The sequence below is a fragment of the Streptomyces echinatus genome (assembly GCF_014203595.1).
Classification (GTDB): Bacteria; Actinomycetota; Actinomycetes; order Streptomycetales; family Streptomycetaceae; genus Streptomyces; species Streptomyces echinatus.
On sequence record NZ_JACHJK010000007.1, the window covers coordinates 162,658 to 181,020 of the forward strand.

Genomic DNA, 18,363 nt, shown 5'->3' on the forward strand with positions numbered 1-18,363 from the left:
TTACCGCGCCCGTCGTGGCCCTGCACCGTCTGCTGCGCTCGGCGGAGGGCCGGATCGCCGAGGAACGCCGTGGCGAGACCCGGCTGACCGAGATGTTCGAGCCGCTCATTCACCTCGACGGGCGACGGACCGAGAGCGCGGCTGGCACCCCCGGATTACGGCTGCTCGACGGCAACCAGCGCATCGACTCGGCCATTACGGACGCGATGGCCGAGGCGAGCAAGGAAGTGCTGTGCATCCAGCCGCCTACCAGGAGCAGCTGAACGGCGACCACGAGGTCCGCACCCTGGACCAGGTCACCGACCGCCTGATCCTCGTGGACGGCAGGATCGCCTTCCTTCCGGCGAACGCGGACGGCACCCTCGCCCTGGAGGTACGCCAGCCGGCGCTGCTGCGCCACTTCGTCACCACCTCCGACCGTCTCTGGCACCTCGCCACCCCCATGTACCCCAAGGCGGTCCAGACGCCGTCGCTGGGCGGTGTCACACCGCGCCAACGCGCCATCGCCGCCCTGCTCACCGAGGGCCACACCGACGCCGTCATAGCCGAACGGCTCGGGATGAGCGTCCGTACCGCGCGGCTGCACATCGCCAAGCCGGCCGCCACGCTCGGCAGTGAGAGCCGGGCGCAGCTCGGTTGTCATCGCACGGTCGGGGGTTCTTGATCCGGACCGGTGAGCGCTGCGCCGGGCAGGGACGGCCGGTGGCCGTCCAGGCCGACCTGGGCGATGCGGACGCCGAGTTGGGTGCGGCTGGCCGCGCCCAGCGTCTCCGACAGACGGGCGATATGGGCCCGGCAGGTGCGCACGCTGATGCCCAGCCGCTCGGCGATCACCGCGTCCTGGTGGCCCTCGGCGAGCAGCGCGGCGATGGACTGCTCGCGGTGCGAGATGCCCTCGATGCCGGTGTCGGGCAGGGCGGCCGTCAGCGGGATGGCGAGGCGCCAGAGGCGCTCGAACACCGTCACCAGGTATTCGACCAGCGCCGGGTGGCGCAGTTCCAGGGCCATCGTGCGGTCGGCGTTGGCGGGGATGAAGGCGACCGTGCGGTCGAAGAGGATGAGCCGGTCGATGACCTCGTCCAGGGTGCGGGCCTCGACCGTGTCACCCATCAGCTCGAGATAGTTGAGCAGTCCCTGCCCGTGCCGGGCCACATGGGTGTACAGGTCGCGCATGCGCACGCCGCGTCCGCGCAGGGCGAGGGCCCGGTGCAGCCCCTCGGTCAGCTCGGCCTCCCGCCGGATGCCGCCGGGCTGCACGGTGAGCACCTCGGTGGTGCACGCCTCGGTCGCCTCGTCCATCGCCGCCTGGATGCGGGAGAGCCCGTCCAGGACCCGGATGGCGCTGCCCTCGACCGGTGCGGCCAGGGCGTTCAGCTGCCGGCCCAGACCCGCGTACCACTCGAAGGCGGCCACCGCCGAGCCCACCCGCCGCTGACTCGCGCTGACCTCGTCGTAGACCCCGCGCAGCAGCCGGGTCATGACCTCCTGCGGGGAGGTCGGCACCAGCCAGTCCATGTCGTCGGGATCCGGGTGCAGGAGGGCCAGCTCCAGCAGGCAGGGCACCGCCTCGGCGTCCGTGCGCGGCACCCGGCCCCGGCGTACGGCGCGCGAGTACACCCGGTCCCCGGCCCCGCACAGCCGGTCGGCACCGTGAGGATGCTCCTCCGCCCCGCGCCCGGCCATCGCCCATTCCACCCCCGGTGTGCTGCCACTTCCGCAGCGCAACTATGCGCGGAGCCGACCGGGTCCGCAACACGGCTCCCCACACCGGGGCGCCCGGAACGCCCTGCTGCGCCCGGGTTTGACGAGGGTCCGCCCCGCGCATTGCAACAAGATGAAGGTGGTGGCGCCGGCGTCACTTCGGCATCGTGGGTGTCGCTTCCCCCGGGCGCCCACGGCACCCGGAACGGTCCCGGCCGGGGTACCCCCACTCCGGCCGGGCCACCCGACCGGGCCCCGGGAACGCGGCGCCGGGGCCTACTTCAGGCCGAGCGCCGAGCAGGCCGGCTTGTACTTGGCGGTGCAGATGTCGTCGACCGAGTAGATGCCGTCGGAGACGACCGTGTCCTTGATGGTGTGCTTGGTCAGCGCGCTCACCTGGACCAGCCTGGACGGGATGTCCTTGAGGGTGGGGCTGTCCACGCGGTCCTGGGTGAGGGCGTCGAACTGGATGTCCTTGCCCTGGATCTTGGTGACGGCCATCTGCGCGGCGGCCTCGGCCTCGTCCGGGTAGGACTTGTAGACGCTCATGTACTGCTCGCCGTCCACGATCCGCTGGACCGCGTCCAGTTCGGCGTCCTGGCCGGTGATCGGGGGCAGCGTGGTGACGCCGGCGTTCTTGAGGGCCTTGATGACACCGCCCGCCATGCCGTCGTTGGCGGCGTAGACGGCGGCGATGTTGTTCTTGCCGATCTTGGTGATCGCCTCGGCCATCTCGGTCTCGGCGATCTCCGGCTTCCACTCCTTGGTGTCGTAGGAGTCCGCGATCGTCACCTTGCCGGACAGCTCCGACAGCGCGCCCTGCTTGAACTGCTTGGCGTTCGGGTCGGTGGGCGAGCCGTTCACCATGACGATCTTGTCGGAGGTGTCGGCGCCCGAGCCGAGCGCCTCCAGCAGGGTGCGGGCCTGCACCTCGCCGACGAGCTCGTTGTCGAAGGAGATGTAGGCGTCGATCGGGCCCTCGGCGAGACGGTCGTAGGCGATGACCGGGATGCCCGCGTCCTTGGCCTTCTTCACGTCGCCGGCGATGGCGTGCGAGTCCACCGCGTCGAGCAGGATGACGTCGACCTTGGCGTCGATCATGTTCTGCATCTGCTCGGACTGCCGGGCGGCGCTCGCGTCGGCGTTGGCGTACTCGACCTTGCCCTGCTTCTTGGTGAGTTCGGCGACCTTGTCCTTGATGATGGGGTAGTCGAACTTGTCGTAGCGGGAGTTCGCCTTCTCCGGCAGCAGCAGGCCCACCGTGACGTCGTTGCCCTTGGTCGGGCTCGCGCTCGCGTCGTCCCCCGTCACGTTCAGCACGCCACAGCCGGCGAGCGAGAGGGTCATCGTGGACGCGGCCACGGATATGGCGATACGGCGCATTCGGGGGCTCACTTCAGGTGCGTTCCGGACGTGGGCGCTGCTATACGACCCAGGTGTCTGAAAAGACAACGCGGAGGCCGCACCCGGCGTCAAGAAGAATCACTTAACGAGTGCGCAACACCACGCACAGCTGCATCTGTGGAGGTCGCGCGAAATCACCTTCAAAGACCCTTTACCGGCCGTCCACCCAAAGGGAGTTCACGCGTCGGCGAACACCCCTGCGACCCACCCGTCCGTCACGCGCTGTGATCACCGACGGCCCCGAGCCGCACTCGCATTCGATCGGACTCGATCCGCCTCGATTCGACTCGATCACAGGACCGAACGAACTCGGCCAGATCCATGACCGCGACAGCTGTCGTCGGCGGCCGGTGGCGGCCCGGCGGCCGTCGCGCCCCGGGCATGCGGAAGGGGCCCGGAGTCCGGGCCCCTTCCGCCGAGGTGCGGGTCGGTCGTCAGTCCGAGGACTGCTGCCGCTTCGGCCGCCACACCACCAGCGCGCTGGTCTGCTGGACCTCCTGGTACGGAACCAGGTCGCGCCGGTAGGAGGCGTGCACGGCGGCCTCGCGCTGCCGCATCGCCGCCGCCGCGCCGTCCAGGGCCGCCTCCATCTCCGCGAGACGGGACTGGAGCGCGGCGACCTGGTTCTCCAGTTCGATGATCCGCTTGATGCCGGCCAGGTTGATGCCCTCGTCCTGCGACAGCTGCTGCACCTGGCGGAGCAGTTCGATGTCGCGGGCCGAGTAGCGGCGGCCCCGGCCCGCGGTGCGGTCCGGGGAGACCAGACCCAACCGGTCGTACTGGCGCAGCGTCTGCGGGTGGAGTCCGGAGAGCTGGGCCGCCACCGAGATGACGTAGACCGGGGTCTCCTCGGTCAGTTCATACGGCCCACGAAAATTGTCACCGCGCCGACGGCCGTCCATACCCTCAAGCTCCCTTCGCGGCCTCGAACAGCTCCGCACGCGGGTCCTCCCCCGCGGTCGCCTCGCGATACGCCTCCAGCGCGTCACGAGCCTTCCCCGACAGGTCCGCGGGGACACGCACCTCGACGGTGACCAGCAGATCGCCGCGGGTGCCGTCCTTGCGGACCGCGCCCTTGCCCCGCGCCCGCATCGTCCGGCCGTTCGGAGTCCCGGGCGGCAGCTTCAGGGTGACGGCCGGGCCGCCGAGGGTCGGCACCCGCACCTCGCCGCCGAGGGCCGCCTCGGCGAACGTCACCGGCACGGTGACGGTGAGGTTGTCGTCCTTGCGGCCGAACACCGGGTGCTCCCCGACGTGGACGACCACGTACAGGTCGCCCGCCGGGCCGCCCCGCTCGCCGGGCGCCCCCTTGCCGCGCAGCCGGATGCGCTGGCCGTCGGTCACCCCCGCGGGGATGCGGACCTGCATGGTCCGCGACGACTTGGCGCGCCCGCTGCCCTTGCACTCCATGCAGGGGTGCTCGGCGATCAGACCGCGGCCCTTGCAGTCGGGGCAGGGGTCGGTGAGCGAGAAACCGCCGCCGGAGCCCCGCGCGACCTGCCCGGTGCCGACGCAGGTCGGGCACACGCGCGGTGTGCCGTTCTTGTCGCCGGTGCCCGAACAGGCCTTGCAGGGCGCCTGGGAGGACATCCGCAGGGGCACCGTGGCGCCCTCGATGGCCTCCGTGAAGCTCAGCGTGACCTCGGACTCGATGTCCTGGCCGCGCCGGGGCTGGGTACGCGTGCCCGCGGCGCCGCCACGGTTGAACAGGCCCCCGAAGACGTCACCGAGTCCGCCGCCGAAGCCTCCGCTTCCGGCCTGGGCGCCGCCTCCGAAGAGGTCGCCCAGGTCGAAGTTGAAGGAGCCGCCGGCCCCGCCCGGTCCGGGGCGGAAGCCGCCGTTGCCGAACAGGGCGCGCGCCTCGTCGTACTCCTTGCGCTTCTTGGGGTCGCCGAGGATGTCATTGGCCTCGGAGATCTCCTTGAAGCGCTCCTCGGCCTTGACGTTGCCCTTGTTGGCGTCCGGGTGGAACTCGCGGGCGAGCTTCCGGTACGCCTTCTTGATCTCGGCCTCGGTGGCGTCCTTGGGGACGCCGAGGACCTTGTAGTAGTCCTTCTCGATGAAGTCCTTGGTGCTCATCCCCGACGTCCCTCCTTCCACTCGGTTACCGCGTCAGCCCTCCTCAGGGCCGTTGTCCTTCTCGTCGCCGGCCGCGGAGTCCTCGTCGGCCCCCTCGGCCTTGACGGCCTGCGCGCCGGGCTGCGGCTCGGCGACGGCCACCCGCGCGGGGCGGATGGTGCGCTCGCCGATGCGATACCCCGGCTGCAGGATCGCCACGCAGGTCGTCTCGGTGACGTCCGGCGCGTAACTGTGCATCAGGGCCTCGTGGATGGTCGGGTCGAAGGGCTCGCCCTCCTTGCCGAACTGCTGCAGGCCCATCTTGGCCGCGACGGTCTCCAGCGATTCGGCCACCGACTTGAAGCCGCCGACCAGTTCGCCGTGTTCCCGCGCGCGGCCGATGTCGTCGAGCACGGGCAGGAGCTCGGTCAGGAGATTCGCGATGGCGATCTCCTTGACCGCGATCCGGTCGCGCTCGACGCGGCGGCGGTAGTTCTGGTACTCGGCCTGGAGCCGCTGGAGGTCCGCGGTGCGCTCGCCGAGCGCGGTGCGCACCTGGTCCAGCTGGGCGACCAGACCGGCGTTTTCGGTCGCGTCCCCGGCCGGGGCCGCCCCCTCCTCGGGGGCGGCCTTCGGCTCGGCGTCGTCGGAGGTGGCGCCGGAGGGGACGTCGGGCTTCTCGTCAAAGCCCGGGGTCTCCTCCGTCACGCGGCACCGTCCTTGCGCTCGTCGTCCACGATCTCGGCGTCGACGACGTCGTCGTCGGCCTTGGCCTGGCCGGCACCGGCGTCACCGGCACCACCCGCGGCCTGCGCCGCCTGGGCGTCGGCGTACATGGCCTGGCCCAGCTTCTGCGAGACGGCCGCGACCTTCTCGGTGGCGGTGCGGATCTCGGCGGTGTCCTCGCCCTTGAGGGCTTCCTTCAGCTCGCCGACCGCGGCCTCGACCTCGGTCTTGACCTCGCCGGGGACCTTGTCCTCGTTGTCCTTGAGGAACTTCTCGGTCTGGTAGACCAGCTGCTCGCCCTGGTTGCGGGTCTCGGCGGCCTCGCGGCGGGCGTGGTCCTCCTCCGCGTACTTCTCGGCCTCCTGGCGCATCCGGTCGACCTCGTCCTTCGGCAGCGAGGAGCCGCCGGTGACGGTCATCTTCTGCTCCTTGCCCGTGCCCAGGTCCTTGGCGGTCACGTGCATGATGCCGTTGGCGTCGATGTCGAAGGCGACCTCGATCTGCGGGACGCCACGCGGCGCCGGCGGCAGACCGGTCAGCTCGAACATGCCGAGCTTCTTGTTGTACGCCGCGATCTCGCGCTCGCCCTGGTAGACCTGGATCTGCACGGACGGCTGGTTGTCCTCGGCCGTCGTGAAGATCTCGGACCGCTTGGTCGGGATCGTGGTGTTGCGCTCGATCAGCTTGGTCATGATGCCGCCCTTGGTCTCGATACCGAGGGACAGCGGGGTGACGTCGAGCAGCAGGACGTCCTTGACCTCACCCTTGAGGACACCGGCCTGGAGGGCGGCGCCGATGGCGACGACCTCGTCCGGGTTCACGCCCTTGTTGGCCTCGTTGCCGCCGGTCAGCTCCTTGACGAGCTCGGCGACGGCGGGCATGCGGGTGGAGCCGCCGACGAGGACGACGTGGTCGATCTCGCCGAGCTGGATGCCGGCGTCCTTGATGACGTTGTGGAACGGCGTCTTGCAGCGCTCCAGCAGGTCGGCCGTCAGCTGCTGGAACTGGGCGCGGGTGAGCTTCTCGTCCAGGTGCAGCGGGCCCTCGGCGGACGCCGTGATGTAGGGCAGGTTGATCGAGGTCTCGGTGGAGGAGGACAGCTCGATCTTGGCCTTCTCGGCGGCCTCACGGAGGCGCTGGAGGGCCATCTTGTCCTTGGACAGGTCCACGCCGTGACCGGACTGGAACTGCTTGACCAGGTAGTCGACGACGCGCTGGTCCCAGTCGTCACCACCGAGGTGGTTGTCGCCGTTGGTGGCCTTCACCTCGACGACGCCGTCGCCGATCTCCAGCAGCGAGACGTCGAAGGTGCCGCCACCGAGGTCGAAGACGAGGATCGTCTGGTCGTCCTTGTCGAGGCCGTACGCCAGCGCGGCGGCGGTGGGCTCGTTGACGATGCGCAGGACGTTCAGACCGGCGATCTCACCGGCCTCCTTGGTCGCCTGGCGCTCGGAGTCGTTGAAGTAGGCCGGGACGGTGATGACCGCGTCGGTCACCTTCTCGCCCAGGTACGCCTCGGCGTCCCGCTTCAGCTTCTGCAGGATGAACGCGGAGATCTGCTGCGGGTTGAAGGGCTTCCCGTCCAGCTCGATCTTCCAGTCGGTGCCCATGTGGCGCTTGACCGAGCGGATGGTCCGGTCCACGTTCGTGACCGCCTGGCGCTTGGCGACCTCGCCGACGAGCACCTCACCGTTCTTGGCGAAGGCGACGACGGACGGCGTGGTCCTGGCGCCCTCGGCGTTGGTGATGACGGTGGGCTCGCCGCCCTCCAGAACGCTGACGACGGAGTTAGTCGTGCCCAGGTCGATGCCGACCGCACGTGCCATGGTTGATTCCTCCAGCTGACTTGAGTGGAACAGGCTCAAGTGTGCATGAGGAGATGCGCGGGGTCAACAGACCTGAGTCATGCGGGCTCAACTCTTATCCGTTCCTTACGCGCAAGTGCCCGCTGACCTGCGTGGACGTCGTAGGCCGGGGCTGCTGGACAGGATTCCGAAGGAGTACGAGGACCAGCACGACGAGGCCGACCGCGCCCGCCACCCAGAGCGCGGCGCCGCCTCCGGTCCACCCCGCGTGCACCAGTACCCCCACGAGGACCGAGGAGAAGGAGGCCGCCCCCAGCAGCACGGCCGACGCCTGGGGAGCGAGCCCCAGCCGCCGCAGCCGGTGCCCGAGGTGGTCCGGGCCGCGCCTGAGCAGCGGGCGCCGGGCCACCCCGCGGGCGAGGACCACCAGCAGGGCGTCGGCGACGGCGACGGCACTGAGGCAGAACACCACCGCCACGCTCGGCCCCAGCTCGTACCCCGCGCGCGTGAAGACGACGGCCGAGGACAGCACGAACCCGGTGAACAGCGAGCCGCACGCGCCGAGACCGATCCGGGCCGGATGCCAGTTGTGCATCAGGAATCCGGTGAGGGCGGCGGCGACCACACTGAGCAGCACGGCCAGTCCGTCCATCACCTCCGCGGCCGCACAGGCGCCCACACCGAAGGCGGTGACCACCCCGACCGTGCCGGCCAGCCCGTCGGCATGGTCGAGCCCCTTGAAGGCGAGGGAGGCGAGGGCGATCCAGCCGACCGCGAGCACCCCGCCCAGCAGGCCCGTCTCGTCGTACGGCACCACCCAGGCGGCCGCCGCGACCGTACCGGCGACGAGCACCCGGGTGCGCAGCCGCCACAGGTCGGCCACCAGGCCGAGGCCGGCGACCGCGGCGGCGGCCGCCAGCAGATCACCGACGCCCTGACCGAGCGGGGCGACCCGGGTCCACTCGCCCACCCCGGCGACCAGGCACGTGACGGCCACGACGGCCAGCCCGCCGAGGAGCGGCAGGGGCCGCTGCCGGCGGCGGTCGAGGATCCCGGCCCGCAGGGCGGGCGCCCGGAACGCCGCCGCGAGCACGGCGGCGAGGAGGAGGGCGGCGGTGGCGGCGGCGATCCCGTAGAGCACGGCTCTAAGGTAGGGGCGAATGTAGCAATTCGGTATGAATAACACGATCTGATTGCCTGGCGGCGACCCATATCACCCCGCGCTCGGCTGCATCCGGACGGAAGATGGGGGTAGTCTCAGACGGACTGCATAAGTTACCGCTTAGTAATGTCGATCAGCTCAGACAGCTCGTTCAGACCGAGGCCGCCTCAGGAGCCCCAATGCAACTCGCCGCGATCATCGTGTCGCTGGTCCTGATCGTGGTCGGCGTGGCACTGTTCGGCCGCGCCCTCCTGCAGATCTACAACTTCATGCGGCTGGGCCAGCCCGTGCCGGCCGGTACCCGGACCGACGATCCCACGCAGCGCACCATCACCGTGGCCAAGGAGTTCCTCGGCCACACCCGGATGAACCGCTGGGGCGTCGTCGGCGTGGCGCACTGGTTCGTGGCGGTGGGCTTCTTCTCCCTGCTGCTGACGATCGTCAACGCCATCGGGCAGCTGTTCCAGGCGGACTGGCTCCTGCCGGTCATCGGCGACTGGGCGCCGTACAACGTCTTCGTCGAGTTCCTCGGCACGATGACGGCCCTCGGCATCCTCGTCCTGATCGTCATCCGCCAGCTGAGCAAGCCGAACAAGCCGGGCCGCAAGTCCCGCTTCGCCGGCTCCAACTTCGGCCAGGCGTACTTCGTCGAGGCCGTCATCCTCATCGTCGGCGTCTGCATCTTCATGCTGCACGCCCTCGAAGGCGCCCAGCACCACGTGGACAGCTACGAGGCCTCGTTCTTCATCTCGTACCCGGTCGTCGCCTGGCTGCGGGACATGGACGTCTCCACGCTCCAGAACCTCACCTACTTCTTCGCCGGCCTGAAGATCGCGACCTCCTTCATCTGGATGATCACGGTCGCCCTGAAGACCGACATGGGTGTGGCCTGGCACCGCTTCCTGGCGTTCCCGAACATCTGGTTCAAGCGCAACGCCACCGGTGAGACCTCCCTGGGCGCCCTGCTGCCGATGACGAGCGGTGGCAAGCCGATCGACTTCACCGACCCCGGTGACGACGACGTCTTCGGCGTCTCCCAGGTCGAGCAGTTCTCCTGGAAGGGCCTGCTGGACTTCTCCACCTGCACCGAGTGCGGCCGCTGCCAGTCGCAGTGCCCCGCCTGGAACACCGGCAAGCCGCTGTCGCCGAAGCTGCTGATCATGTCGCTGCGCGACAACGCCCACGCCAAGGCCCCTTACCTGCTCGCGGGTGGCGGCAAGACCGTGGAGGGCGAGGAGAAGGCGGGCGAGGAGCAGCTGGCCGGCGTGCCCGCCGCCGCCCTCGCCGAGGCCGAGCGCCCCCTGATCGGCACCGCCGAGGAGAACGGCGTCATCGACCCCGACGTCCTGTGGTCCTGCACCACCTGCGGCGCCTGTGTCGAGCAGTGCCCGGTGGACATCGAGCACGTCGACCACATCGTCGACATGCGCCGCTACCAGGTGATGATCGAGTCCGCGTTCCCGTCCGAGGCGGGCACGATGCTCAAGAACCTGGAGAAGAAGGGCAACCCCTGGGGCCTGGCGAAGAAGCAGCGCCTGGAGTGGACCAAGGAGGTCGACTTCGAGGTCCCGGTCGTCGGCAAGGACATCGAGGACCTCACCGAGGTCGAGTACCTCTACTGGGTCGGCTGCGCCGGCGCCCTGGAGGACCGCGCCAAGAAGACCACCAAGGCCTTCGCGGAACTCCTCCACATCGCGGGCGTCAAGTTCGCGATCATGGGCGGCGACGAGAAGTGCACCGGTGACTCCGCCCGCCGCCTCGGCAACGAGCCCCTGTTCCAGGAGCTCGGCATGGAGAACGTCGCCGCGCTGAACATGGCCTTCGGCGAGGATGACGAGGACGAGTCGACCAGGAAGCCGAAGTCGGCGAAGAAGATCGTCGCGACCTGCCCGCACTGCCTCAACACCCTCGGCAACGAGTACCCGCAGCTCGGCGGCGACTACGAGGTCATCCACCACACCCAGCTGCTGCAGCACCTGGTGGACGAGGGCAAGCTGATCCCGGTGACCCCGGTCGAGGGCATCATCACCTACCACGACCCGTGCTACCTGGGCCGCCACAACAAGATCTACACGCCCCCGCGCGAGATCATCGGCAAGGTCCCGGGCCTGCGCAACGAGGAGATGCACCGCCACAAGGAGCGCGGCTTCTGCTGCGGCGCCGGCGGCGCCCGGATGTGGATGGAAGAGCGGATCGGCAAGCGCATCAACAACGAGCGCGTCGACGAGGCCCTCTCCCTCAACCCGGACATCGTCTCCACCGCCTGCCCGTTCTGCCTCGTCATGCTGACCGACTCGGTCAACGGCAAGAAGAACGACGGCAAGGCCAAGGAGTCCATCCAGGTCGTGGACGTCGCCCAGCTCCTGCTGGACTCGGTCAGGACGCCGGTCGACCCGGCGGACGAGCCCGAGACCGAGAACGAGCCGGAACCGGAACCGGTGAAGTGACCGCCCGCTGAAAGACCCGACGCCGCCCCCTGACCCGCACAGGCAGGGGGCGGCGTCGTTCCCCGGGGCGCCGGGCCGGGGCCGGGGCCGGGGCCCGGGCCGGGGAACGATTGGCAGGTCCGTTCCACCGCGGACGCGGGCCCCACCCCTCAACCGCAGGTCAGAGCGACTGCCCGGACCTGCGGCGTGGAACTCCTCTGCCGATCACCTGCGGAACGGACGGCTACGAGGACTTCGGGGACGCCTGCTGGACCACCTCGAAGGACCAGAGGGTGGAGCCGGAGGCGGCCGGCTTGGGGCGGTCGCCGCCGCCCTGGTGCGCGGACTTCATCGGGCCCTCCATCCACGCCTGGAAGGACTCCTCGTCACGCCAGCGGGTGTACACGAGGTACTGGTCGGTGCCCTCGACGGGCCGCAGCAGCTCGAACCACTCGAAGCCGTCGGAGTTCTCCACCGCGTGGGCCCGCGAGGCGAACCGCTGCTCCAGGACCTCCCGCTGCTCGGCGGGCACGGTCAGCACGTTGATCTTCACTACGCTCATGGCCCCATCCTGGACCATGCCCCCCGCCGTTCTCAGAAGCCGGTCGTGAACGCGTACACCAACAGGATGAGGACGAAGCCGCCCCCGGCGAACAGGAGGGACACCAGGTTCGCCTCCTGCCCGAGCAGGATCGGGCGCCAGGCCAGGTACAACCCGGCGACGAACAGGCCGCGGACCGTCTGCGCCCACGCCGACCAGGCCCGGTCCTGCAGGGCGTCCGGGTCGGGCGCCAGGGAGAACACGGCCGCCATGACGAGGCCGAAGACCACCGTGACGAGAACGAAGGCGAACAGCGCCGCCCGCCCCTGGTCGTCGTCCGGGAACGGCTTCCAGCGGCCGGCGGCCAGGGCGGGCAGGTCCCTGGACTCGTTGACGTATCCGCCGAGTTCGGGACGCGACCTGGACCACAGCACCTGGACCGGCGTGCCCGCACGGGGCCTGTCGTAGGTGTAGGCGCCCTTCACCAGGACGCGTGCGCGGCCGCCGGCCACGGCGAGGGTCAGCCGGGACGCATAGCCCTTCACCCGGTCCTCGTCGTCCCGCTCGGGCCGTACCCGCAGCGGCTCGCCCACCACACGGGCCGGGCCCACCTCGGCGCCCGCGTCCCGCAACCGCTCGATCCGGTCGTTGGACGGCATGCTCATCAGGCAGCCGAACATCGCGCCGGCGGCGAGGCCCACCAGCAGCCAGACGGCGACCGTACGGCCCTTGATCCACAGCGCGGAGTCGTCGGTCCAGGGCCAGGGTGCGCCGGGCTTCCGCGCCCCGGGCTTCCCCACTACGGGCTTCCCCGCCCCGGGCTTCCGCGCGCCCTTCTCCAGGGAGACCCCGCTGCCGGGGGAGGCGCCGCCGGGGCCCGGCGGCCCGTCCTCCCCCACCAGCCGCAGCGACCACAGCGCCACCACGCGCACCGCGGCGCACCCGGCGGCCACCCCGCCCCACACCAGCGGCCCGTTCCAGGGGTGCGACATCGGCGCCACCCCCAGCAGCCACACGCACGCGACCACCCCCGCGGCCCACCCCACGAGCCCGCACAGCCGCACGAGCCACACCAGCACGGACGCCATCCGTTCCCCCCTCCAGCGCACGACCGGCCCCGCCGGGACCGCATGACTCCCGTGCCCCGGCGGCCACAGCGATCCCACACCCTCACCGAACGCGCGTTCAAGCATCTGCGCGGCACCGGAAGGGAGATCACCCCCCGCGACGGACCCGCGCCGCCTCCGCCGTGCCGACCGCCACGGTCTCCGCCGCTTCCCCGAACGCCGGGGGAACCCTGAGCGACCCCGGAGGATCCCCGGGTGCCGCGCCTGACGGCCCCTTAGGGGATGTCACAGGTCGGCCGCAAAGGCGGGCCCGGACCGCAGGGCCCGGCACGTCGGTCACCGGGACCAGGTACGTTCGATGACGTGGCTGGATTCAGGATCGGACGCGGGGGCCGGGACAACCGCACCCCCCAAGGACAGCAGGCTCCCCAGGGACCGTCGTACGGGCGCGGGCACGGCCCCGCTCAGCCCGGAGGCCCGTCGCACGGACAGCCGTCGTACGGACGGCCGGGCCCGTCGGGCCCCTCGCAGGGCTACCCGTCGGCGCCCCAGCCGCCGTACCCGCAGCAGGGGCAGCAGTACGGCTACCCGGGACCGGCCGACGACGGTCCGGAGTACTTCGGCGACGGCGGCTACCCGCACCCCGGGAACGTCCCGCACGACCCGTACGCGGCCAACAACCCTGGCCACACCCAGGCGTTCTCGGTCGACGAGGCCGCCGGCTACACCCAGGGCTCGACCTACCACGCCGGCTCGGCCGCCGCGCCCGCCGGCCCGGTCGGGCCGCCCCTGCACTGGAAGGAACTGCTGAAGGGGATCGTCTTCTCCCCGGACCAGACGTTCCTGCGCATGCGGGACTACACGATGTGGGTCCCCGCGGTCGTCGTGACCTTCCTGTACGGCCTGCTGGCCGTCTTCGGCTTCGACGACGCCCGCAAGGACGCGATCGACTCCTCGTTCTCCACCACGGTGCCGATGGTGCTGCTGGCGGCCGTCGCGATGGTGGTGGGCCTGTTCGTCCTGGGCGTGGTCACCCACACCCTGGCCCGCCAGCTGGGCGGTGACGGCGCCTGGCAGCCCACGGTGGGCCTGTCCATGCTGATCGCGGCCCTCACGGACACGCCCCGGCTGGTCTTCGCCATGTTCTTCGGCGGCGACGCCGGCTTCGTCCAGGTCCTCGGCTGGGCCACCTGGATCGGCGCGGGCGCCCTGCTGACCCTGATGGTCTCCCGCTCCCACGACCTGCCCTGGCCGAAGGCGCTGGGCGCGTCGGCGATCCAGCTGATCGCGCTGCTCTCCATAGTGAAGCTGGGCACGTTCTAGCGGTCACCGGTCACCGGAGACGACAGGGCCCTCGGCGGCATGCCGAGGGCCCTTGCTGTGCGTCGCGGGAGGCGAGGCGGCCCGCTAGGCGTCGAGGACCTGGCCCTCACGCTTCACCACGGGCGGCTCGACGCTCCACGGGAAGTTGATCCATTCGTCGGTGCGCTTCCACACGTACTCGCACTTCACGAGGGAGTGCGACTTTTCGTAGATCACCGCGGAGCGCACCTCGGCGACGGTGTCCAGGCAGAAGTCGCGGACCAGCTTCAGGGTCTTGCCGGTGTCCGCGACGTCGTCGGTGATCAGCACCTTCTTGTCGGAGAAGTCGATCACGTTCGGCACGGGCGCGAGCATGACCGGCATTTCCAGGGTGGTGCCCACACCCGTGTAGAACTCGACGTTCACCAGGTGGATGTTCTTGCAGTCGAGGGCGTAGGCGAGCCCGCCCGCGACGAACACCCCGCCGCGCGCGATGCTCAGCACGATGTCGGGCTCGTACCCGTCGTCGGCGATGGTCTGCGCCAGCTCGCGGATGGCGGTCCCGAACCGCTCGTAGGTCAGGTTCTCCCGCACGTCGGCGTCGCTCATGTCGTCGTAGCCCTCACACCTGGGTCCGATGGAAATTGAGATAGGACCGCGAGGCGGTCGGCCCGCGCTGCCCCTGGTACCGGGAGCCGTACCGCTCGCTGCCGTAGGGGTGCTCGGTGGGCGAGGACAGCCGGAACATGCACAGCTGACCGATCTTCATCCCGGGCCACAGCTTGATGGGGAGCGTCGCGAGGTTGGACAGCTCCAGGGTGACGTGCCCGCTGAAGCCGGGGTCGATGAACCCGGCGGTGGAGTGTGTGACCAGCCCGAGCCGGCCGAGCGAGCTCTTCCCCTCGAGCCGCGAGGCGAGGTCGTCGGGCAGCGTGATGACCTCGTAGGTGGAGGCCAGCACGAACTCCCCGGGGTGCAGGATGAACGGCTCATCGCCCTCGGGTTCGACCAGCCGGGTCAGATCGGCCTGCTCGACGGAGGGATCGATGTGGGGGTACCGGTGATTCTCGAACACCCGGAAATACCGGTCCAGCCGTACATCGATGCTCGACGGCTGCACCATGGATTCGTCGTAGGGATCGATCCGCACCCGCCCGGCGTCGATCTCGGCCCGGATGTCCTTGTCTGAGAGAAGCACGTAGCGAGGATACGCAAGGCACGCGGAGCCATGGCAATCACGACGGCTCCGCGCGCCCGCTGTCACAACCCGACTACAGCCGGTGCTCTGACCTTCCGGTTCGCCGCTTCCTCCCGGTCCGGCTCACCGCTTCTCCATGACCACGGGCACCGCACTGCGGAGCCGGGCGCATCGCGGACACCGCACGAGCCGGCCGGGGCCGAGCCGGTCGGCCTTCTGCATCGGGAACGACGCGGTGCTGAAGACGTGCCCGTCCGCGCAGCGGACGACGGTGCGTTCCATCAAGTCCCTCAAGTCCCTTCCCCAAGAGCCGCGTCCGGCGTTCTGCCCGGACGCCAAAAGCCACATTACGGGATCAATGGGACGACTCTCCAGGCGGCACTCCGGCCCCAACGGTACGCCCCAACTCGGGCCGCCCGCAGCCGGATCCCACCCTGAGACAGACTCAAACCTGCCGGGTTCGAGCACCGGGGGACCGCGATGATGTAAAGTGAGCGAGCGTCCGGACAAGGGATCCATCGGGACCATGTCCGTACATACGCGGGTGTAGTTTAATGGTAGAACATCAGCTTCCCAAGCTGAGAGCGCGAGTTCGATTCTCGTCACCCGCTCCATGACAAACCCCCAGGCCAGAAGCCCGGGGGTTCTTTGTTGTCTAGACCGATGAACAGGTCGCGCACCACAACCGCACCATAAGGACTTGATCAGCTGCCGGTGGGGTGCTCCTCGTGGTGCGCAGGGTTGTCACTCTGCTGCTTGTGGTGCTTCGCAACCCGTCAAGGCCAGGCTCGGCGTACGACTCCAGGTGCCAGCGGAGCTCCCGGCGGAGGACCGCGGGAAGAATCACAGTCCGCGTTCCTGCCTCGCTCTTTTGTCGCACTGGACGTGTCTCCCGTTCATCCGCTCCCATTCGGCGAGACGAACCCGGATCCTGAGGACGCCAAGCGGTCCGTGACGCTGGACCAGCCCGGGACGCCAGGCTCGGTGTCCTTCCGGGCCAAGGCCATCGACGCCAAGGGCACCAACGCCACCCTGGACGCTGATCAACGCCTACCGCACCACGAGGTGAACCGAAAAAGTTCCCGGCTCGCGGCAACCCTGTGCGGAGTCTGTGACCACTAGGCGTCGGATCCGGTCATCCCCCGTGCCTGGATTCACTCCTCTTCTGGTGAACGGCATGCAGGCGCAGCACCGACTACGGCGCGCCATGGAGTCAGGTCTCCTCGTTCCCCGTCAAGGACGGGGCGAGCAGCGGCGCGGGCATCTCCTTCGTGACGTACGGCCCGGCCGGCAGCAACACGGTCTACGCCGGCGTCAACGACAGGTCCACCTCCCTGTACCGCTCCACCGACGGCGGCAGCAGCTGGCAGGCCGTCTCCGGGCAGCCCACCGGCCAGATGCCGCAGCACGGCGTGGTCTCCGGTGACGGTTCGCTGTACCTGTCGTACAGCAACGACATCGGCCCCAACGACGCGACGGCGGGCTCGGTGTGGAAGTACACGCCGTCCGGCGGCGCGTGGAAGAACATCTCCCCCTCCCAGGGCAGTTACGGGTTCTCCGGTCTGGCCGTCGACCCGCAGAAGCCGTCCACGGTGATGGTCACCACCCTCGACCGCTGGTGGCCCCAGGACGAGGTCTACCGGACCACCGACGGCGGCACGACCTGGAAGGCACTGGCCGACAAGTCGCAGCGCGACGCCTCCGCCGCTCCTTACATCGGTACCGGCATCGGTCACTGGATGACCGCGCCGGCCATCGATCCCTTCGACTCCGGGCACGTGCTGTACGGCACCGGCAACGGCATCTGGCGCAGCAAGGACGCCAATGCCTCCGACAGCGGCGGCACCAGCCACTGGACCGCCGGGGCCCGCGGGCTGGAGGAGACCTCGCTGGCGGACGCGATCGCCCCTCCCGGCGGCGCCACCGTCATCACCTCCATGGGCGACCAGGGCGGCTTCCGCCACGACTCCCTGACCGAGGTGCCCGCCGGACGGCTGAAGAACCCGCTGATGAGCAGCAGCACCGACATCGACTTCGCCCAGTCGGCCCCCGCGGTGATGGTCCGCGTCGGCACTGGCGGCGCGCAGGACGGCGCCTACTCCACCGACGGCGGCAGCACCTGGAACGGCTTCACCGCAGAACCGGTCCCCAGCGCGAACAGCGGCCATGTCGCCCTCGCCGCGGACGGCTTCACCATCGTCTGGGCCGAAGCAGGCCAGGCCCCCTACCGCTCGACCGACAAGGGAGCGAGCTGGTCGAAGGTCAGCGGCCTGGGCACCGACGCCGTCGTCGTCGCCGACCGCTCCTCGGCCAACACCTTCTACGCACTGACCAACGGCACGCTCCACGCCAGCACCGACGGCGGCGCGACCTTCACCCCCCGCGCCACCAGCCTGCCCTCCGGCAGGCTCACCGCCGTCCCCGGCATCGCGGGGGACCTGTGGATCGCCGGCGGCGGCAACGGGCTGCTGCACTCCACCGACGGCGGCCGCACCTTCACCACACTCACCACGGTGAAGTCCGCCTCCGCCCTCGGCTTCGGCAAGGCCGCACCCGGCGCCAACTACCAGGCCCTGTACCCGATCGGCACCGTCAACGACGTCACCGGAGTCTTCCGCTCCACCGACAAGGGCGCCACCTGGCTCCGCGTCAACGACGACGCCCACCAGTGGGGCGCCATCGGCAGCCTCGGCATCATCACCGGCGACCCCGACACCTACGGCCGCCTCTACATCGGCACCAACGGACGCAGCCTCCAGTACGGCGACCTGTCCTGACCTCAATCACCCGAGCGGGGCCGCAGCCACAACGGCCTGCGGCCCCGCTTCCGGGTCCGCCTGCTACCGCGCGCACTCAGAAGGTCGCTCAGCACGCGCACCAGTGACGAAGAAGATTCTGTGGCTCTTCGCGGCAACCTTTTCGGCCTCTCGGACCACTCAGTGTTGTCCGGCCAAGTGGTCCGGTCAGATGCAA

At 69.9% G+C, this 18,363-nt stretch carries 16 protein-coding genes, 1 tRNA gene and 1 pseudogene; 6 read left to right on the top strand and 12 right to left on the bottom strand.

All coding sequences use genetic code 11. The features are described from left to right. Positions 1 to 5 precede the first annotated feature (5 nt). Positions 6 to 677 (top strand): annotated as a pseudogene (locus FHS34_RS20570) (helix-turn-helix transcriptional regulator); the annotation flags it as partial. On the opposite strand, the gene FHS34_RS20575 reads toward FHS34_RS20570, so the two are convergent. From FHS34_RS20575 to FHS34_RS20605, 7 genes are all read right to left on the bottom strand, one after another. Continuing rightward, complete coding sequence (locus tag FHS34_RS20575; protein ID WP_184967523.1) at positions 640 to 1,683, bottom strand: helix-turn-helix transcriptional regulator; 1,044 nt, start codon at positions 1,681 to 1,683, stop codon at positions 640 to 642. The pseudogene FHS34_RS20570 and the gene FHS34_RS20575 overlap by 38 nt on opposite strands. 294 nt (positions 1,684 to 1,977) lie before the next feature. Beyond that, on the bottom strand, positions 1,978 to 3,084 hold the full coding sequence (locus FHS34_RS20580) for a sugar ABC transporter substrate-binding protein (protein WP_184967525.1): 1,107 nt from the start codon (positions 3,082 to 3,084) through the stop codon (positions 1,978 to 1,980). Positions 3,085 to 3,539: 455 nt separating this feature from the next. Continuing rightward, the gene (locus FHS34_RS20585; protein WP_184967527.1) at positions 3,540 to 4,007 is read right to left on the bottom strand and encodes a heat shock protein transcriptional repressor HspR; all 468 of its coding nucleotides are present in this window, start codon (positions 4,005 to 4,007) and stop codon (positions 3,540 to 3,542) included. 4 nt (positions 4,008 to 4,011) lie between these two features. Then, positions 4,012 to 5,184 carry a molecular chaperone DnaJ gene (dnaJ, locus tag FHS34_RS20590; protein ID WP_184967528.1) on the bottom strand — a complete coding sequence of 391 codons (1,173 nt, stop codon included), beginning with the start codon at positions 5,182 to 5,184 and terminating at the stop codon, positions 4,012 to 4,014. Positions 5,185 to 5,217: 33 nt separating this feature from the next. Then, a complete protein-coding gene (gene grpE, locus FHS34_RS20595; RefSeq protein ID WP_184967530.1) occupies positions 5,218 to 5,871 on the bottom strand; it encodes a nucleotide exchange factor GrpE in 654 nt (217 codons plus the stop codon). Then, complete coding sequence (gene dnaK, locus FHS34_RS20600) at positions 5,868 to 7,715, bottom strand: molecular chaperone DnaK (protein ID WP_184967531.1); 1,848 nt, start codon at positions 7,713 to 7,715, stop codon at positions 5,868 to 5,870. Before dnaK ends, grpE begins: the two co-directional genes overlap by 4 nt. 94 nt (positions 7,716 to 7,809) lie before the next feature. Next, complete coding sequence (locus tag FHS34_RS20605; RefSeq protein ID WP_184967533.1) at positions 7,810 to 8,835, bottom strand: MraY family glycosyltransferase; 1,026 nt, start codon at positions 8,833 to 8,835, stop codon at positions 7,810 to 7,812. Positions 8,836 to 9,035: 200 nt separating this feature from the next. On the opposite strand from FHS34_RS20605, the gene FHS34_RS20610 reads away from it, so the two are divergent. Next, positions 9,036 to 11,303, top strand: coding sequence for a (Fe-S)-binding protein (locus FHS34_RS20610; RefSeq protein WP_184967535.1), 2,268 nt, complete (start codon positions 9,036 to 9,038; stop codon positions 11,301 to 11,303). Positions 11,304 to 11,526: 223 nt separating this feature from the next. Here FHS34_RS20610 and FHS34_RS20615 read toward each other — a convergent pair whose 3' ends face one another. Together FHS34_RS20615 and FHS34_RS20620 are read right to left on the bottom strand one after the other, a co-directional pair. Continuing rightward, the gene (locus FHS34_RS20615; protein WP_184967537.1) at positions 11,527 to 11,844 is read right to left on the bottom strand and encodes an antibiotic biosynthesis monooxygenase family protein; all 318 of its coding nucleotides are present in this window, start codon (positions 11,842 to 11,844) and stop codon (positions 11,527 to 11,529) included. Positions 11,845 to 11,876: 32 nt separating this feature from the next. Beyond that, positions 11,877 to 12,911 carry a hypothetical protein gene (locus FHS34_RS20620; protein ID WP_184967539.1) on the bottom strand — a complete coding sequence of 345 codons (1,035 nt, stop codon included), beginning with the start codon at positions 12,909 to 12,911 and terminating at the stop codon, positions 11,877 to 11,879. Between the two features lie 261 nt (positions 12,912 to 13,172). Between FHS34_RS20620 and FHS34_RS20625 the strand changes: the two genes are divergently transcribed. Then, positions 13,173 to 14,213 carry a Yip1 family protein gene (locus FHS34_RS20625; protein ID WP_184967541.1) on the top strand — a complete coding sequence of 347 codons (1,041 nt, stop codon included), beginning with the start codon at positions 13,173 to 13,175 and terminating at the stop codon, positions 14,211 to 14,213. A gap of 84 nt (positions 14,214 to 14,297) precedes the next feature. Here the strand turns inward: FHS34_RS20625 and FHS34_RS20630 are convergent, their stop codons facing one another. The 3 genes from FHS34_RS20630 to FHS34_RS20640 form a co-directional block, all read right to left on the bottom strand. Further along, positions 14,298 to 14,801 carry a phosphoribosyltransferase gene (locus FHS34_RS20630; RefSeq protein ID WP_184967543.1) on the bottom strand — a complete coding sequence of 168 codons (504 nt, stop codon included), beginning with the start codon at positions 14,799 to 14,801 and terminating at the stop codon, positions 14,298 to 14,300. Between the two features lie 13 nt (positions 14,802 to 14,814). Continuing rightward, positions 14,815 to 15,390, bottom strand: coding sequence for a dCTP deaminase (gene dcd / locus FHS34_RS20635; protein WP_184967545.1), 576 nt, complete (start codon positions 15,388 to 15,390; stop codon positions 14,815 to 14,817). A 123-nt stretch (positions 15,391 to 15,513) separates the two neighbouring features. Next, complete coding sequence (locus FHS34_RS20640) at positions 15,514 to 15,684, bottom strand: hypothetical protein (protein ID WP_184968143.1); 171 nt, start codon at positions 15,682 to 15,684, stop codon at positions 15,514 to 15,516. Positions 15,685 to 15,930: 246 nt separating this feature from the next. On the opposite strand from FHS34_RS20640, the gene FHS34_RS20645 reads away from it, so the two are divergent. From FHS34_RS20645 to FHS34_RS20655, 3 genes are all read left to right on the top strand, one after another. Then, positions 15,931 to 16,004: transfer RNA gene (locus tag FHS34_RS20645), tRNA-Gly, on the top strand. A 337-nt stretch (positions 16,005 to 16,341) separates the two neighbouring features. Next, complete coding sequence (locus tag FHS34_RS20650) at positions 16,342 to 16,512, top strand: hypothetical protein (protein ID WP_184967547.1); 171 nt, start codon at positions 16,342 to 16,344, stop codon at positions 16,510 to 16,512. Positions 16,513 to 16,661: 149 nt separating this feature from the next. Continuing rightward, positions 16,662 to 18,167, top strand: a complete 1,506-nt coding sequence (locus tag FHS34_RS20655) for a WD40/YVTN/BNR-like repeat-containing protein (RefSeq protein WP_225817461.1) — start codon at positions 16,662 to 16,664, stop codon at positions 18,165 to 18,167. Positions 18,168 to 18,363 lie beyond the last annotated feature (196 nt).

Bases quoted from the DNA above. Each gene is read 5' to 3' on its own strand.
- FHS34_RS20630 (WP_184967543.1), bottom strand. From the start codon at position 14,801: ATGAGCGACGCCGACGTGCGGGAGAACCTGACCTACGAGCGGTTCGGG.
- FHS34_RS20585 (WP_184967527.1), bottom strand. From the start codon at position 4,007: ATGGACGGCCGTCGGCGCGGTGACAATTTTCGTGGGCCGTATGAACTG.
- FHS34_RS20620 (WP_184967539.1), bottom strand. From the start codon at position 12,911: ATGGCGTCCGTGCTGGTGTGGCTCGTGCGGCTGTGCGGGCTCGTGGGG.
- FHS34_RS20625 (WP_184967541.1), top strand. From the start codon at position 13,173: ATGTCACAGGTCGGCCGCAAAGGCGGGCCCGGACCGCAGGGCCCGGCA.
- FHS34_RS20610 (WP_184967535.1), top strand. From the start codon at position 9,036: ATGCAACTCGCCGCGATCATCGTGTCGCTGGTCCTGATCGTGGTCGGC.
- FHS34_RS20580 (WP_184967525.1), bottom strand. From the start codon at position 3,084: ATGCGCCGTATCGCCATATCCGTGGCCGCGTCCACGATGACCCTCTCG.
- FHS34_RS20575 (WP_184967523.1), bottom strand. From the start codon at position 1,683: ATGGCCGGGCGCGGGGCGGAGGAGCATCCTCACGGTGCCGACCGGCTG.
- dnaK (WP_184967531.1), bottom strand. From the start codon at position 7,715: ATGGCACGTGCGGTCGGCATCGACCTGGGCACGACTAACTCCGTCGTC.
- FHS34_RS20615 (WP_184967537.1), bottom strand. From the start codon at position 11,844: ATGAGCGTAGTGAAGATCAACGTGCTGACCGTGCCCGCCGAGCAGCGG.
- dnaJ (WP_184967528.1), bottom strand. From the start codon at position 5,184: ATGAGCACCAAGGACTTCATCGAGAAGGACTACTACAAGGTCCTCGGC.